At 39.7% G+C, this 17,144-nt stretch carries 17 protein-coding genes; 13 read left to right on the forward strand and 4 right to left on the reverse strand.

What is annotated here, in order from left to right:
- Positions 1-35: 35 nt before the first annotated feature.
- The 11 genes from FRX97_RS00345 to FRX97_RS00395 all read left to right on the forward strand — a co-directional run bounded on the left by FRX97_RS00345 (position 36) and on the right by FRX97_RS00395 (position 9,987).
- Positions 36-911, forward strand: a complete 876-nt coding sequence (locus FRX97_RS00345; protein ID WP_147012214.1) for a cell division protein FtsX — start codon at positions 36-38, stop codon at positions 909-911.
- Positions 912-915: 4 nt separating this feature from the next.
- Positions 916-1,149, forward strand: coding sequence for a DUF3098 domain-containing protein (locus tag FRX97_RS00350; RefSeq protein WP_147012216.1), 234 nt, complete (start codon positions 916-918; stop codon positions 1,147-1,149).
- 6 nt (positions 1,150-1,155) lie between these two features.
- On the forward strand, positions 1,156-1,941 hold the full coding sequence (locus FRX97_RS00355) for an undecaprenyl-diphosphate phosphatase (protein WP_147012218.1): 786 nt from the start codon (positions 1,156-1,158) through the stop codon (positions 1,939-1,941).
- Positions 1,938-2,642 (forward strand): tRNA pseudouridine(55) synthase TruB, encoded by a 705-nt coding sequence (gene truB / locus FRX97_RS00360; protein ID WP_147012220.1) that lies wholly within the window; start codon positions 1,938-1,940, stop codon positions 2,640-2,642. Before FRX97_RS00355 ends, truB begins: the two co-directional genes overlap by 4 nt.
- Before the next feature lie 71 nt (positions 2,643-2,713).
- Positions 2,714-3,763, forward strand: a complete 1,050-nt coding sequence (queA, locus tag FRX97_RS00365) for a tRNA preQ1(34) S-adenosylmethionine ribosyltransferase-isomerase QueA (protein WP_147012222.1) — start codon at positions 2,714-2,716, stop codon at positions 3,761-3,763.
- Between the two features lie 67 nt (positions 3,764-3,830).
- Positions 3,831-4,502 (forward strand): 2-C-methyl-D-erythritol 4-phosphate cytidylyltransferase, encoded by a 672-nt coding sequence (gene ispD / locus FRX97_RS00370; protein ID WP_147012224.1) that lies wholly within the window; start codon positions 3,831-3,833, stop codon positions 4,500-4,502.
- A complete protein-coding gene (gene rlmN / locus FRX97_RS00375) occupies positions 4,499-5,560 on the forward strand; it encodes a 23S rRNA (adenine(2503)-C(2))-methyltransferase RlmN (RefSeq protein ID WP_147012226.1) in 1,062 nt (353 codons plus the stop codon). Before ispD ends, rlmN begins: the two co-directional genes overlap by 4 nt.
- A gap of 34 nt (positions 5,561-5,594) precedes the next feature.
- Positions 5,595-6,566 carry a polyprenyl synthetase family protein gene (locus FRX97_RS00380; RefSeq protein WP_147012228.1) on the forward strand — a complete coding sequence of 324 codons (972 nt, stop codon included), beginning with the start codon at positions 5,595-5,597 and terminating at the stop codon, positions 6,564-6,566.
- Positions 6,567-6,573: 7 nt separating this feature from the next.
- On the forward strand, positions 6,574-6,972 hold the full coding sequence (locus tag FRX97_RS00385; RefSeq protein ID WP_147012230.1) for a toxin-antitoxin system YwqK family antitoxin: 399 nt from the start codon (positions 6,574-6,576) through the stop codon (positions 6,970-6,972).
- Complete coding sequence (dnaG, locus tag FRX97_RS00390) at positions 6,969-8,927, forward strand: DNA primase (protein WP_170226956.1); 1,959 nt, start codon at positions 6,969-6,971, stop codon at positions 8,925-8,927. The genes FRX97_RS00385 and dnaG overlap by 4 nt, the downstream gene beginning before the upstream one ends.
- 271 nt (positions 8,928-9,198) lie before the next feature.
- Complete coding sequence (locus tag FRX97_RS00395) at positions 9,199-9,987, forward strand: DUF3050 domain-containing protein (protein WP_147012234.1); 789 nt, start codon at positions 9,199-9,201, stop codon at positions 9,985-9,987.
- On the opposite strand, the gene recJ is transcribed toward FRX97_RS00395, so the two are convergent.
- Positions 9,971-11,677: a single-stranded-DNA-specific exonuclease RecJ gene (gene recJ / locus FRX97_RS00400; RefSeq protein WP_147012236.1), complete on the reverse strand. Its 1,707-nt coding sequence runs from the start codon at positions 11,675-11,677 to the stop codon at positions 9,971-9,973. The two genes, FRX97_RS00395 and recJ, sit on opposite strands and share 17 nt — an antisense overlap.
- 60 nt (positions 11,678-11,737) lie before the next feature.
- On the opposite strand from recJ, the gene FRX97_RS00405 reads away from it, so the two are divergent.
- Complete coding sequence (locus FRX97_RS00405) at positions 11,738-12,496, forward strand: glycosyltransferase family 2 protein (RefSeq protein ID WP_147012238.1); 759 nt, start codon at positions 11,738-11,740, stop codon at positions 12,494-12,496.
- A gap of 1 nt (position 12,497) precedes the next feature.
- Positions 12,498-13,586 carry a glycosyltransferase family 4 protein gene (locus tag FRX97_RS00410; protein WP_170226957.1) on the forward strand — a complete coding sequence of 363 codons (1,089 nt, stop codon included), beginning with the start codon at positions 12,498-12,500 and terminating at the stop codon, positions 13,584-13,586.
- Here FRX97_RS00410 and FRX97_RS00415 read toward each other — a convergent pair.
- From FRX97_RS00415 to rnpA, 3 genes are all read right to left on the reverse strand, one after another.
- On the reverse strand, positions 13,568-14,953 hold the full coding sequence (locus tag FRX97_RS00415) for an O-antigen ligase family protein (RefSeq protein WP_170226958.1): 1,386 nt from the start codon (positions 14,951-14,953) through the stop codon (positions 13,568-13,570). The two genes, FRX97_RS00410 and FRX97_RS00415, sit on opposite strands and share 19 nt — an antisense overlap.
- 118 nt (positions 14,954-15,071) lie before the next feature.
- Entirely contained in the window at positions 15,072-16,733 is a 1,662-nt protein-coding gene (locus FRX97_RS00420; protein ID WP_147012244.1) for a S41 family peptidase, read from the reverse strand.
- A complete protein-coding gene (rnpA, locus tag FRX97_RS00425; RefSeq protein WP_147012246.1) occupies positions 16,723-17,115 on the reverse strand; it encodes a ribonuclease P protein component in 393 nt (130 codons plus the stop codon). Before rnpA ends, FRX97_RS00420 begins: the two co-directional genes overlap by 11 nt.
- Between the last annotated feature and the right edge of the window lie 29 nt (positions 17,116-17,144).

The following is a 17,144-nucleotide window of genomic DNA, read 5'->3' on the forward strand; positions in this document are numbered from 1 at the left end:
ATAATATTTCTAATTTAGCTGCCGTTGAACGAATTATGGCAGCAAGTCCCGAAAAAATATCCAGAATAAGTGCGCGAAGTTCCTACATATCTACGGTAATAGGAATTTCTTTGGTTCTTTTTATGTTAGGATGTTTGGGTTTTATTTTGGTAAATGCCAAAAAACTTTCCCAGCATGTTAAGGAAAATATCCAGGTCCAGGTATTTTTAAAGGAAAATACAGATGAAAAAGATGTACTGCGGGTAAAGAAAGTTATAGAGGCCGAAACCTTTGTAAAGCGCTCCGAATTTATTTCGCAAGCTAAAGCGGCAAAGTCGCTTGAAGAAGAAATTGGAGAAGATTTCGTTTCATACTTAGGGTATAATCCCCTTCCTCCTTCTATTGAGGTATTTCTTCACTCAGACTACGCCAGCCCCGATAGCTTACAATGGATAGAGCAAGAATTAAAGCGAAATGCCTTTGTAACAGAAGTTGATTATAGTCCAGACTTACTGGAAACCGTGAATGCAAATATCAATTCCATCACTCTAGTATTTCTGGGTTTTTCTATACTCTTATTGCTCATTAGTATTGCCTTAATTAACAACACCATAAGGCTAGCCATTTTCTCAAAAAGGTTTTTAATAAAAACTATGAAGTTGGTAGGTGCAACACCCAGCTTTATTAGAAAACCATTTGTTTGGAGCGGAATTGTACAAGGACTTTTAGCAAGTTTTATTGCCATAGCCATAATTATTGCACTGCTAATAAGTTTTAAAGAGCAGTTACCAGAGTTTTTCGAATTACAAGATTTGATTTCCTTTGGGGTTGTATTTGCTGGCATTACTGTAATGGGAATTATAATCTCCTGGTTATCAACCCACTTAGCGGTTAGGCGATACATAAAATTAAAGAACGACGACGTTTATTAAGATCATGACAAATTCTAAGAAAGAATTTCCTTTAACCAAAAGCAATTACAAACTCCTAATTGCGGGAATCGTTGTAATTGTAATGGGTTACATCCTAATGAGTGGTGGGGGAACCGACAATCCAAATCAATTCAATCCAGAAATATTTTCTTTCAGACGTATAACCTTAGCGCCGCTAATTTTGTTAGCTGGATATGGCCTTGTAGGATATGCGATCATGAAAAAAACAGGTGAATAATTCCCCATGTCTTGGCTGCAAGCATTAATCCTTGGAATAATTCAAGGACTTACCGAGTATTTACCAGTAAGTAGCAGTGGGCATTTAGAAATTGCCGCCGTTATTTTTGGAAGGGATGCCCTTCCAGAGGAAAGCATGTGGTTTACTGTATTGTTACATGCGGCAACCGCACTAAGTACCGTTGTAGTGTACCGTAAACGTATAGCAGAAATTTTTGCTGGACTATTTTCTAGAAATAAGGAGCAGTGGAACTTTTCTATGCTCATTGTTCTTTCCATGATTCCCGCGGCAGCCGTTGGTTTGTTTTTTGAAGACGTCATAGACAACCTATTTGTTGGCAACTTACTATTGGTTGGAATTGCGCTAGTTGTAACGGCGTTCCTTCTGTATTTTGCAGATGTTTATACTGCCAAAAAAGAGCCGGTAAAAGTAAATTCTGCCCTGTGGATGGGTATTGCACAAGCCATTGCTATCCTTCCAGGTATTAGTAGGTCGGGCGCAACCATAGCCACTGGAATTTTATGCAAGACGGATAAATCCAAAGCTGCTGAATTTTCCTTTTTAATGGTTATCCCATTGATCTTAGGGAAAATGGCAAAGGATTTAATCGACGCCCCAACGACCATTAATACGGAAACATCGGTCTTAGCATTGGGATTCTTAGCTGCATTTATATCCGGTATTTTCGCTTGTACTGCGATGATAAAATTGGTGAAAGCTAGTAGCCTAAAATACTTCTCCATTTACTGTCTTTTGGCCGCTACAGGCTGCATCATTTATTACTTTTCATGAGCTTAACTCTTCCCGAAACGGGTTTTGTAGTTTTAGTGGATAAACCCTACGGCTGGACCTCCTTTCAGGTGGTAAATAAAACTCGATGGCTACTGAAAAAACTTACGGGTATCAAAAAAATAAAGGTGGGACACGCAGGCACCCTAGATCCTTTAGCTACAGGACTTATGGTGCTTTGTGTAGGGAAGATGACCAAGCAAATTAGCTTGTTAACTGCAGATGAAAAAGAATACCAAGCAACGGGATGTTTTGGAAGATGGAGCCCCAGCTTCGACTTGGAAAAAAGAACCATAGAAACCCACCCAACCCCAAATTTCAATGCTAAACAATTCGAAAATTGTATAGAAAAATTTAGAGGTAAACAGCTTCAAAAAGCCCCCATATTTTCTGCGAAAAAAATTGACGGCAAAAGAGCCTATTTATCTGCCAGAGCAGGAGAAAAAGTGGAAATTAAGGCCAACGAAATAGAGATTTTTTACCTCAATGCAGACGCCAGTAAATGGCCCAATGTAAACTTACATATCCACTGTAGCAAAGGAACATACATAAGATCATTGGTTAATGATTTGGGTGCTTGTTATGGAACAAACGCCGTTTTAACTGCGCTACGCAGAACCCGAAGTGGAAACTATAAATTATCCGAAGCCGTTAAAATAAGTGAATTAAAAGCGCATCTTGCGAGTAAGCTTACACAAGGTTAAATCTCAATACTTTAGGCATTTTTTTTTTATTAAATTCGCACCCCTTTTAAGGAATTCCAAGGAAACCATTTATGAAGCTATCACAGTTTAAGTTAGACCTTCCGAAAGAGTTAATAGCTACACACCCAACTATAGACCGCGAGGATAGTAGGCTGATGGTTGTTGACCGCAAAAGCGGAAAAATAGAGCACAAAACCTTTAAAGATATCATCAATTATTTCGATGACAAGGATGTTTTTATCCTAAATAATACAAAGGTTTTCCCAGCTCGTTTGTACGGAAACAAAGAAAAAACCGGTGCTAAAATCGAAGTATTCTTACTTCGCGAATTAAACCGTGAATCATTGCTTTGGGATGTACTTGTGGATCCAGCAAGAAAGATTAGAATTGGAAATAAGCTTTATTTCGGCGAAGACGATTCTCTTGTTGCTGAGGTAATCGACAACACTACCTCTAGGGGAAGAACTTTGAGGTTTTTATACGATGGTCCTCACGAGGAATTTAAAAAGACCATCATGGCGCTTGGGGAAACTCCAATCCCGAAGTACATCGATAGAGAGGTAGAACCAGAAGATGCAGAGCGCTACCAAACGGTATACGCTAAGCACGAAGGTGCTGTTGCAGCGCCAACTGCTGGTCTGCACTTTAGTAAAAACCTACTTAAGCGTCTTGAAATCAAGGGAATAAACTTTGCTGAGGTAACCCTTCATGTTGGATTGGGAACTTTCCGACCTGTAGAGGTTGAAGATCTTACCAAGCATAAAATGGATAGCGAGCAGGTAATTATTCCTTCTGCTACCAGCAATATGGTAAACGAAGCCATTGAAAATAGAAGAAAGGTTTGTGCGGTTGGAACAACAGTAATGAGAGCTATAGAATCATCAGTAAGTTCTAATGGAAGATTAAATCCGATAAACGACTGGACCAATAAATTCATCTTCCCTCCTTACGAGTTTAGCATTGCCGATTCTATGGTAACTAACTTCCACATGCCAGAAAGCACCCTACTTATGATGGTTGCTGCTTTTGCAGGGTACGACCTAACTATGGAAGCATACCAAGAGGCTATAAAAGAGAAATACCGTTTCTTCTCTTATGGAGATGCGATGTTGATTCTTTAAGAACCGATTTTCCTAGATATTAAAAAGGCTACCTTCGTGTAGCCTTTTTGTTTTTACAGGATTTACAATGAATAAATACGGCGTCGTAATTGTTGCAGGTGGTGTTGGTAAACGAATGGGAAGTAGCATTCCCAAACAATACTTAACCATCAAAAACACTCCCATTATTGCTTGGACTATTCGGGCTTTTTACGATTGGAATAAAAACCTGGATATCGTGATTGTGATATCCAAAGAAATGCAAGATGTATTCCAAGAAATAAAAGATCAATTCCTACCTGACATAACCATTTCCACGGTATTTGGTGGGAAAGAGCGTTTTCACTCGGTGCAAAACGGAGTACGTGCTTGCAAGGCAGAAATTATTGGTATTCACGACGCAGTAAGGCCTTTAGTAAACAACAAAACACTCGAAACTTGTTACTCCACTGCCGAAAAACTAGGGAACGCAATCCCCTTTATACCTTCTGGAAATTCATTGCGTTGGAAAGAAGGAGATCAAAGTAAAGCGTTAGATCGGAGTAAGGTAGTACAGATTCAAACGCCACAATGTTTTACCAGAAAACTAATTAACCAAGGGCTAGAACAAGAATTTTCGGAAAACTTTACAGATGATGCATCCGTTGTAGAAGCAATGGGAATGGAAGTAAATTTGGTGGAAGGGAATTTTGAAAATATTAAAATTACTTCCCCAGTAGATTTAAAAATTGCAGCAGCCTTATTACCAGATAAGTTTTGACAACAGAGAATAAGCCAAATATTAGAGCACTTAGCTTTGAAGAGTTAAAGGAAAAGATGGTTTCATGGGGAGAAAAACCCTTTAGAGCCAAACAACTTTACGAGTGGATATGGACGAAATCCTACACTGGATTTGATGAAATGACCAATCTCTCCAAGGCCCTTAGAGAAAAGTTACACGAGAATTTCAGTTTTAGAAAATTAGAAATTTCAGATTTACAACACAGCTCAGATGGGACTTTTAAAGCTGCTTTTAAATTATTTGACGGCAATGTAGTCGAGGGGGTTTTAATCCCTGCAGGCGACCGCATGACCGCATGTATTTCTTCGCAAGTTGGATGCAGTTTAACCTGCGCCTTTTGCGCTACTGGTAAACTTAAAAGAGTTCGAAACCTAAGCCCTGATGAGATATACGATCAGGTGGTTACCATTAAAAATCTTGCTCAGGAACACTATGGTAAAAACCTAAGCAACATAGTTTACATGGGGATGGGCGAACCTCTTTTGAATTACAAAAACACCCTTGAATCGGTAGAAAAAATTACTGGAACCTACGGCTTAGGTATGTCTCCCAAAAGAATTACCATTTCAACAGCTGGGGTTTCGAAACTCATCAAGCAATTGGGTGACGATGAAGTGCGATTTAACCTTGCCCTTTCTCTTCACGCGGCTAATGACGAGAAGCGTAATAAAATAATGCCGATTAATGAATCCAATAACCTAGAAGTACTAGCGGAAAGTCTTCGTCATTTCCACGATAAAACTGGAACTCGCGTAACCTTTGAATATATCATTTTTAAAGACTTTAATGATGAGTTGGAGGATGCTCAAGAGCTTGCTGATTTCTGTAGGCATGTCCCTTGTAAAATTAACATTATCGAGTACAATCCTATAGACGAAGGCATATACCAACAAGCTGATCCAGAAAAGGTAGATCGATTTTCCGCCTACTTGGAATCGAGGAATTTAGTAGTAAATGTTAGACGTTCTCGAGGTAAAGACATAGATGCTGCTTGTGGGCAATTAGCAAATAAAAACAAGGCGGTAGAGCTGCCCTAAATCCCTAAACCATATATTAGCGGCAAATTAAAACATGGGTCGGGTAGATAACATTAAAGCTCCCATAATAGAGGAATTAGAAGCCTTTGAAGATCGCTTCAGAAAATCCATGAAATCCAAGGTTCCACTCTTGGACAAAATCACCCATTTTATTATTAAGCGCAAGGGGAAGCAAATGCGTCCCATGTTTGTTTTCCTCTCTGCAAAAGCTGTTGGAAATATTTCAGACGGAACCTTCAGAGCGGCTTCACTAATAGAACTACTCCATACGGCAACTTTGGTGCACGATGACGTGATTGACGACGCCATGGAGCGCCGTTCATTTTTCTCCATAAACGCCCTTTGGAAAAATAAAATAGCGGTACTGGTAGGAGATTATTTACTCTCCAAACTTTTAGTTTTAGCGATAGACCACAACGAATTTGAATTACTGAGAATAGTTTCCACTTCGGTAAAGAAAATGTCGGAAGGAGAATTATTACAGTTAGAAAAATCGAGAGGAATAAACCTAAACGAAGAGGTCTACCTAAACATCATAGAACAAAAAACGGCGAGTTTAATTTCTACCTGTTGCCACGCTGGAGCTACCTCTGCTACGGACAATGAAGAGCATAAAGAAGCCTTAAAAAACTTTGGAACTCAGGTGGGAATGGCCTTCCAAATTAAGGATGACCTTTTTGACTACGGAACAGATGCGGTGGGCAAACCATTGGGTATAGACATCAAAGAAAAAAAGGTAACCCTGCCTTTACTTTATGCGCTAAACAACTGTAGTTGGCTAGAGCGAAAACAAATTATTTTTCAGTTAAAAAATCACCGAAATAAGCGGGAGCGAATTCAAAAAATTATTGATTTTGTAATTGAAAAGGGTGGAATTGAATATGCAAAAACGAAAATGCTGGCTTACCGAGATGCTGCCCTAGAGTGCATTAAAGTAATTCCAGAATCGGAAGCAAAATCATCCTTGATAGACCTAGTACAGTATACCATAGAAAGAACCAAATAATCGATTTATGCGCAGAAAATTCATTTTTAGCCTATTGATCATTGGTTGCTTGGCTTGTAACCAAACCTCCACATCGGAAGAAACCCAGAAGCAAACGGAGCAAACTAGCAAAAACCTCGAAAAAAAAGAGATCATAACCTACTACGAAACTGGGGAATTAGAAAGCATTGGCTTCGAGCAAAATGGACAACGGATAGGGACCTGGAGCTCTTGGTACAAAACGGGAGAGAAAAAAACCGAAGTAGATTTCATCGAAGGAAAAAAACACGGACTATATAGAATTTGGCATAAAAATGGGAAAGTGCAATTAATGGGAGAATACGATATGGATATCCCTGTGGGCACTTGGACCTCATACGATACAAACGGAATTCAAATTTCACAAAAAGTTCATACGCAAGATTGATCCCAAAGGAAACCATTCAGCAAATAATTGACTCCGCCTCCATTGAGGAGGTGATTGGAGAATTTGTTGCCTTAAAGAAATCGGGATCAAATTTTAAAGGACTAAGCCCATTTACTGACGAAAAAACTCCATCGTTTTTCGTTTCACCATCCAAACAAATATTTAAGTGCTTTTCTACCGGAAAGGGAGGCAATGTGGTCTCCTTTTTAATGGAGCACGAAAAGTGGACTTATCCTGAAGCCCTAAAATGGCTGGCCGGCAAGTACAACATTCTCATTGAGGAAAAGGAACAAAGTCCTGAACAAATTCAAGCAAGGTCTGAAAGAGAATCCATAGCCGCATTAAACCGTTTTGCCGCTGATTATTTTGAGGATTGTTTGCACCAAACAGAGGAGGGAAAAAACATTGGACTCTCTTACTTCTATGAAAGAGAGTTTACCGATGCCACAATCAAAGAATTTAATCTGGGGTACAATCCAGAAAAAGATGGGATTACCCAAGAAGCCCTAAAAAATCAATTCAATCAAAAGTATTTGCTGGCTGCTGGATTGAGTAAAGAAGGTAGATCAGGACTTTACGATTTTTTACGCGGACGGGTTATCTTCCCTATCCATAATTTATCTGGCCAAGTATTAGGTTTTGGTGCCCGCACCTTAAAAGCGGATAAAAAAATTCCAAAATACCTCAACAGTCCAGAGAATGAACTGTACAACAAGAGCAAAGTGTTGTACGGCTTGTATCAAGCGAAAAACACCATAACCAAAGAGGATAACTGCTTTTTGGTAGAAGGTTATACCGACGTTATTTCCCTACACCAAGCTGGAATTAAAAATGTAGTAGCCTCCTCGGGTACATCACTAACCAAAGATCAGGTTAAACTTATCCGTCGTTACACGAAAAATGTTACCATTTTATTCGATGGCGATTCAGCGGGGATAAAAGCATCTTTCAGAGGGATTGACCTTTTCCTCCAGGAAGATTTGGCTGTAAAGGCCTGTCTATTTCCTGACGGTGAAGACCCAGATTCCTTCGCTAAAAAACACGCCAGAGAAGAGGTTTTAGATTTCATCCAGGATAACGCCAAAGACTTTGTATCATTTAAGGCTAGTATTTTAACAGAAGGTCAGGAGTTAAACGACCCCATTAAAAAGGTAGCTGTTTTGCGGGAAATGGCTGAAACCATAAGCCAAATTAGCGACCCCTTAGCAAGAAATGTTTACGGTAAGAATTGTGCCGGCTTGCTCGATATTGATGAAGCCGTTTTACTTAAAGAGGTTAACAAATACCTCCGCGGTAAGGCCAGAGAAAACCTTAAACAAGGCTTCGATAGCGACCAAATAGAAGGTGAAATTACCGCTCGAATTGCAGGAACCGAAATTCCCACCGAGAAGCAAAACCTAAAAAAAGGACTCAGCGCTGATATTCAGGAAAGAGAAATACTTCGGTTACTATTGCAATATGGCGATAAACAATTCCTTTATCGAGAGAAAGATGGTGCTGGCGAAATAATTGAAGCTGAAGTTGGTGTTAGAGACTTTATTCTTGAAACTTTAGACGCCGATGAAATAACTTTTCAAAGCGAAAAACACCAAAAACTACTAGCCTTTATTCGAGAAAATGAAAATTTCTCTGAGGCCATTAAGTGGGTTGAAGATTCAGAAATTACTTCCCTTTACGCAGACATCATAACTCCAGCCTATGAACTAAGTCCTAATTGGGAGAAAAAGCATTTTATTTTCACCAATAAAGAAGAAGCAAACTTAAACTTAGCCATTACTAAAACCCTTTACACCTATCAATTGCTAAGGGTTGAAATGGAAATACGAGACATTCAGGAGGCACTAAAAACCACGCGTTCGGAAGACGAAATGATGGAACTTTTACGCAATCAAAAAGAATATGATCGCGCTAAAAGTCAGTTATCAGCTCGACTATCCAGAGTTATAATCCGTTAGTTTTTCCACCTAGAATTCCAACTTGGAAATCACTACACCAAATTTTATTTTCCCAAATTCAATCAGTTCATAAAAAAACTGAATTATTGGTATGCTAACCGCTATTTTAACCTACTTTTGTACTAGTAGTCATTTTTGTAAAAACAAAACAGCTTAAATCTTGTTAGAAGTATAGGTCAGAGATGCTTAACGCATTGACGAACACTCAGAAAGACAAAAAAACCATACCAAGTTTAAAACGAAACCGTAACATTTACCGTAAGTGGCAATTATGAGAACAGAAGAAATTCAAGACGCAGTAGCCCCTCTTCGACAAGATTTAATCAATCATTCCCTTTACAACCAGTTAGACAGCATTGAGAATGTGAACACCTTTATGGAGCAGCATATCTTTGCCGTTTGGGACTTTATGAGCCTTGTTAAGTGGCTTCAGAATAAAATAACATCAACCGATATTCCATGGAACCCAACCCGAGGAAATGGAAAGATAAAGCGTTTTATAAATGAAATAGTAACTGCCGAAGAGTCTGATTACTTCCACGATGGAAGGGTAATGAGCCATTACGAAATGTACATTGAAGCTATGAAGGAAAGCGGAGCAAATAGCGCCGATGCTCAGACTTTCTTTAGAGCTGTTAATGGAAAAAAGGATGTTGTTTCATACTTAAGGCAAACTATTCTTCCGGGAAAAGTGGGGCCATTTTTAGAAAGCACGTTCGATTTGCTTCAAAACGGAAAAGCTCATGAGGTAGCTGCAGCCTTTACTTTTGGGCGTGAAGACTTAATCCCCGACATGTTCCTAAGCATTCTTAAAGACATGAATAAGGATGGAAGACTCAATTCCTTAATCTATTACATGGAAAGACATGTGGAAATTGATGGGGATGAGCATGGTCCTATGGCACTAGAAATGGTTGCTGACCTTTGTGGTAAAAATGAGCGTAAATGGGAAGAAGCTAAAATTGCTGCACGCGAAGCTCTACAATCACGAATTAGACTTTGGAACGGAATTGAAGAAACCTTGGCAATGAAAGGTCAGGGGGTTAAAATTCTGGTTTAATATCCTTTACAACCAATTGTAATTCAACTCGGCCATTCCAATGGTTCTCTTCAATAGAGGCCAGCATTTGGAATGGCTTTTGATTTTCTATAAACTGAAGTTTTTCAGCCATACCAAAGGCTATACACGGAAAATGTATGGACTCTGTGCCACTTTGGGTAACGTTAAATTTTAGATGTTTTCCTCCCAATATTCTCGATCTACCCTGAACAAACACCTCCTTAAATAAAAATAAAGGGGCCAAGTTACCTGGACCGAAGGGCGCCATTTGTTTAAGCACGTTGTAAAACTTGCCCGTAATCTGGCTTAAGTGTAATTCATGGTCATATTCAATTTCTGGGATGAGTAGTTCTTTTGGGATTTTTCGGCTAACTACCTCTTCAAATTTCTGGGAAAAGGCATCCAGCCTATCCGCTTTCATAGTTAGGCCAGCAGCATATTTATGTCCACCAAATTGCTCTAGGTAATCACTGCATTCACAAAGGGCATCATGCACATCAAAACCTTTAACGGATCTAACGCTTCCAGTAATTTTATCATCTGATTTACAAAGCACAACAGTGGGACGGTAATATGTTTCGGTAAGCCGAGAGGCAACTATTCCAACCACTCCTTTATGCCAGCTGGGATCGTACACTACCGTCGTATTTTTTTCTCCCAACCCCCTAGCCAAAATTTGCTCCAAGGCTTCGGCTGCCATTTCTTGATCTAGTTGCCTGCGCTCCATATTGAGCACATGTAGATTTTTAGCCAAGTTTGTTGCCTCGTCCATTTCATCGCGAGACAATAATTTTACCGCCTCTTTTCCATGTTCTATCCTTCCCGCAGCATTAATTCGAGGAGCAACGGTAAACACCAGGTCCCCTACTCCAATTTCTTTTTTGTTGCCAGCAGCCTCAAACAAAGCCTGAATTCCAGGTCTAGGATCACTATTTATAACGGACAAACCCAACGCAGTAAGGGTTCTATTTTCATCTACAATTGGGACTATATCAGCCGCTGTTGCTATGGCCACTAAATCTAATTGAGCCCAGAGAACCTCTTCCTCTAAATTGTACTTTTCCACCAGCCCCTGCAACAACTTAAAACCAACACCACAACCACATAATTCCTTAAATGGATATGCACAATCCTTTTGTTTTGGATTTAAGATAGCCGTAGCGATTGGCAATTCGTTTCCGGGAAAATGGTGATCACAAATGATAACATCTATGCCAGCATCTGTAGCAATTTTTAGAGTTTCAACTGCTTTGATACCACAATCCAGAGTAATCAACAAATCTACACCTTGGTCGATAGCATATGACATCCCTTGGTGAGACACCCCGTATCCTTCTCCGTAGCGATCGGGAATATAAAACTCAATGTTGTTGTGGTACTTCTTTAAAAATCCATAGACCAACGCAACCGCCGAGGTGCCATCAACATCGTAATCTCCATAAACCATTATTTTCTTTTGCTGCTCTAATGCCATACCTAGACACCGAACCGCAGCATCCATCCCTTTCATTAAAAAAGGGCTGTACAGCTGTCCTATGTTTGGTCGAAAAAAGGATTTAGCAGATTCGAAATCGTTTATTCCCCGTTGCAACAACAGGTCTGAAATTACTTTTGAAACATTTAGCTTTTGACTTAATCCGGAAGATTGATCCTCAGCTGGTAGGGGAGTTGGGGTCCATCGTTTGTCCATAACATAAAAATAACAGATTCTGGAGATTAACCGAACTATTGCTTTTGCTACTTTTGAACAATGACAGGGATTTCCGTTGCTATTATTACAAAGAATGAAGCGGCCAATATAGAACGCTGCATTCGCTCGGTTAAAAATATTGCCGACGAAATTGTAGTAGTAGATTCATTCTCAACCGATAACACTACGGAAATCGCGAAATCTCTGGGGGCGAAAATTATTGAGCAAGAATTTTTAGGTTATAAGGAGCAAAAGAATTTTGCTAGGGATAAATGTTCAAATACCTGGGTACTTTCCTTGGATGCCGATGAAGCCTTGAGTCCAGAATTAGAAAAATCCATAAAAAAAGCCAACTTAAATTCTTTCGATGCTTTTGAAATGAATCGATTGAGTGAGTTCTGCGGTAAATGGATACGCCATGGATCTTGGTACCCAGACAGGAAAATTCGTTTGTTTAAAAATGACAGCGGATACTGGGGAGGAAGAAATCCCCATGATAAGTACATTTTGTACCCAGGCAAAAAACTTGGCTTTTTAAAAGGCGATATACTTCATTATACATTCCAATCTTTTGAGCAACACGAAAAGCAAATAGAGCACTTTAGTAGCATCTCTGCCCAAGCACTTTTCGAAAAAGGTAAAAAGTGGTATCCCGGCAAACCAGAATTAAGAGCGACAATGCGTTTTGTTCGAAATTATATTTTAAAAGCCGGCTTCTTGGACGGGAAAATGGGCCTTTATATTGCAAAGAAAAGCGCCGGAGCTACGTACAAGAAATACGTAAAGCTTAAAAGGCTAATTGATGAAAAGCACGGGTAGCATGATGAAGATTTTACACATATCTACCCCTAAAACTTGGCGCGGAGGTGAACAACAACTCGCCTACCTAATCGAAAAGAGTAGTTCTAACCTATTCCATACCGTTTTATGCCCCATAGATGCAGAACTAGGAAGAAAAGGTTTTGCAAAAGATGTGGACTTTGAGTTTTTTGAAACCCATGGTTTAGGGAAAAGAATTACTTCCACCGTAAAGTTGTTAAAAACCAACCGCTACCACCTTATCCACACCCACGACTCAAAATCGCATACTATTGCCCTTCTTGCCCTTATTATTTCAAAGCTGGATATTCCCTTGGTAGTATCCAGGCGAGTAGATTTCCCAATAGGAGGGAATGTGTTAAGCAAATGGAAGTATGAGCATAATAGAATTAGTGCCATCCTTTGTGTTTCGGAAACGATAAAAAAGATATGTAAAGCCAGCCTACAAAGGAATAAAGGAAAACTTCAAACGGTTTATTCAGGAGTTGACGCCGAAAAGATTGGGACTTTTAAAGGTATTCTTAGGCGGGAATTAAATATCCCACCCCAAACATGGTTGGTAGGATGTGTGGCAGCATTAGCCCCCCATAAAGACCACCTCTGCCTACTTAAAGCTTGGAAAGAATTTTTAAATCAGATTCCAACAAATGAAAATGCCCAATTAATATTAGTTGGCGAGGGTGGAGAACGAGAGCATATTGAGCACTTTATAAAAGAAAATGATTTAAGCAAAACAGTTAAACTACTGGGCTACCGAGCCGATGTACATCAGATAATAAGCGATTTTGATGTCTTTGCTCTAAGTTCTTCAACAGAAGGTTTGGGCACCTCCATTATTGACGCCATGTTCGCTAAACTCCCCGTTATTGCAACCAAAGCTGGAGGTATTCCAGAATTGGTACAACACGAGAAAAATGGTCTTTTATGCCCACCAGGAGACTATAATCAGTTTGCAAAAAACCTATTATTACTCTACCGAGACTCAAATCTTGCGGAAAGCATGGGGAGGTGTGGAGCAGAATTAGCCCAAAACTTTAGCGCCAAGGCCATGGCTAAAAAAACGGAGAAAATCTACGCTTCTTTGTTGTGATTTCCTTTTATAAAAAACCAAGCCATCCAAAAACCAGCAAAAGTTGCCCCCATTTGTGTTTCTAAGGTGTCTTCCGCAAGAAATGAAACCAACAAAACCAATAAAAATAATCGTGCTACATGCTGAGCGCGCCAGGGGAAGATCACCAGAGCAAAACCAAGAGAAATGAGGGAAAATCCAAGTACCCCATAGCAAATTAAAAAGGTAAGAAACTGATTGTGTGCTCGTCGCCTATACTTCTCATCTATTTTAAACCTAAAGGACTCATACGCCTCAGCATAATTAGCTTTTAAGTTCTGTACCCCATTCCCTATCCATGGACGCTCCGAAAAAATTTTTAACCCCAACTCCCAGTAAACCAGGCGCATTCCAACAGAATTAGAGTTTGGATTTCCGTTACTGAAATAATTTTCCATTTGAAACCTTATCGCTTCGAAACGTTTTTTTAAGGGCCACCAAGAAGGATATTTATAATTCGTTATTCCCTGCTCAATGAGGGCTATATCCCTTTGACTGAGCTTTGCAACACCGATGCTGTCCTTGGTTAAGTTTTTGGAACTCAGGTATCGCAATAAAGCACCTCTAAGGTTATAACCTCTATCGGAGGTACTATCTATAGAAATATTACTTTTTAGTTCCCAAGCACGAGCCATTCCGTCATCATCCGAAATCGTATGTACATAATGTCCGTTTTCGGTGATAAAACTCTCTTGATTTGGTTGTGGTTGATCTCTTTGGATAAAGTAGGATACCACCTCAAAACCAACATAACCTACCCCAAGAATGGCGAGCAATACCAGCAATTTACCCAGACGGGATTTCACCAATCGCTTGATAGAAACCAAAGCAGCAAGAAATAAAATGCCTAACCCAGTAACCGACTGGAGAACGATAAGTGCCAGGAACATAGGCACAAACAGAAGGATTCGGTATTTCTTTTCGAACAACCCATCCCCCACAAACACGAGCAGAAGAATGGCCAATACAAGATTGAGGCTCAATCTGATATGGGAAAAAAATGGGCTGTACTCCCTAAATTCCAAATCCATCCATCCAACCAAATCTGAAAAGGCTAGAACACAGGTAGTCAAAGCTGAACCAGCAGATGCCATTAGAAATATACGCAACACCCTATCTCTCCATTTCGCAGAGATTTTTGGACCATAGGCAAAAAACAAAGGAAATGCCAGAATGGGAGCCTTTATTCGGATATCATTTAATGCATGGTCAAAATTATCTCCAGGAATTAGGAGCCAAGCAAATACTACCCCAGTAATAATTAAAAAACCACATACCCTTAATAGCGGTGCAGATGTTTTAACGGCCTTTTGGTTAGAAAGCAGGTAGACAAAAAAGGCAATTGCCATTAATAAACTACCTACAGAAATCAGAAATTTACTCAAGGGCAATCCCACAACTACTAAACACAATGCATACAAGAACAGTGTGCTACTTAAATTGACTAGGTCCCCCCTTGATGGCATTTTACTTAGATAATGCTAACAATTCTGATTGCAACTTTGGATTCAGGTATTTCATTGCAGAATCCATAATTGGATCGTCACTTAACGAATGTTGTAACCTTCCTTTAATTGCGTAATAACGTGATACAATTTCGTTTTCTAAGATGTTTCTAATCTGATACTCGAATTTTTCTAAATCTCGATTTAGGTTCGGTTCTAATTTTTGAGAAAGCATCTTAAAGTCTTCCGAGGCATCGTCAAAATACTTTTCACGTTTTGCAACCTCCATAACCTTATCTAGATATTTCGAAGACTGGGTGGAATAGTCTATATCTGCCTCGGTAACTGTTTTCACAAAGGCTGCATAGTCTACATCGCTAATTCTAAATTTAGCTGGAGCAACAATAGAGTCATGCTTTAATACATAATCGTTGGCGTATTTAAAAAACAACGCCTTGGCATAAATTCCACCAATAACTCTACCCGCTTCCTCATCCTCAACTTTCACATCTGGCTCTATTCCCCTTCCGTCCATCACGGGCCTTCCAGCCTTGGTTTGGAACTTTTTTAGTAGCGAATCTGGAACCTCAGTAGGTAGACCAAACTCATCGCGCTCCGAGTAATCTATTTTTTGAATACATCTCCCACTTGGGATGTAATACTTAGCAATAGTAAGTTTCAGCTTAGAATTATAGCTTAAATCCACCGCGTTCTGTACCAATCCTTTTCCAAAAGTAGTTGACCCAATAATAACCGCTCTATCCAAGTCTTGGAGCGCTCCTGAAACGATCTCAGAGGCTGATGCCGATCGCTCATCAACCAATACTGTTAATGGAATTTCGGTATCCAGAGGTTCGTTTAAGGCATAGTGTTCAGAGTTTTGCTCTTCAATTCTGCTCTTAGTTGTTACTACCAAAGAACCTTTGGGAACAAAGAAATTAACGATTGCAACCGCTTCTCTCAATAGTCCCCCACCATTACCGCGTAAATCTAAAATAATGCCCTTAGCGCCATTAGATTTAAACTGCTCCAGAGCCTCTTTTACTTCAGATGATGCCGTTTCGGTAAAGGCATCTAATTTAACATAGCCAATACTGTCATATAGCATCTCAAAATGCGAAACATCGTCCATTTTCACATTCTCGCGTTCTAGTTCAACCTCCTTAGGTTGAGTACTACCATACGGTAAAACTTTAAGTTTAAGTTTTGTACCCGCCTGTCCCTTCAGTCTATCACTAACTTCAGAGGTAGGTTTCCCTTTAACCGACTCACCATCAACTGCAAGTATTTCGTCACCCGCTTTCAACTTTGCCTTAGCAGCAGGAAATCCTGGATAGGGCTCACTTATAACTACCCTTCCATCCATTTGACGAATAGTAGCTCCAATTCCACCATAAACCCTATTGGTCATGAATCGGTAATCCTCTATTTGGGCTTCGGAAATATAAACGGTATAGGGGTCTAAAGAAGATAGCATGGCATCTATTGCCGTGCGCATCAGTTCCCCAGGTTTGGTTTCATCCACATAATACATGTTGATTTCACGATACATGGAAGTGAAAATCTCAATGTTCTTAGCTATTTCGAAGAGGTTTCGCTCCCTAACGGTAAAAGCTAAACTCGAAAAAACCACTATCACTAGGGTTGCGATAGCAATTGGTCGTTTAAAAAATTTATTTTTCATCTTCTTGCAACTGTTCAATCAAACGATTTATAAGGAAACTTATTTTTGATTCTATCTCGGTAAAGTTAAATTCTTCGGTGGCTTGATAAACCCAAAACACGTTAAGGCTTATACCCCTATCACGAGTGATTTCGAGCAAGCCGGATTTATTTAAGCGATAGGCTTCACGCATCAAACGCTTAATCCTATTCCTATTTACCGCAGATCTCACCTTTCTTTTAGATACCGAAAAGCCCGCCTTAACTCCATTTGCTTCGTCGGTATCGCCAGGTAAATAAAATACTTGGACTGGAAATTTACCAATACGGATTCCTCCTTCGAAAAGCGACTTGATGGCTTTTCTAGATTTCAATTTCTCTGATTTGGGGAATGTATTAGGCATAAAAAAAGCACCCGATTGGGTGCTTTCAA

Origin of the sequence: Luteibaculum oceani (assembly GCF_007995015.1) — a bacterium.
Taxonomy (GTDB): Bacteria; Bacteroidota; Bacteroidia; order Flavobacteriales_D; family Luteibaculaceae; genus Luteibaculum; species Luteibaculum oceani.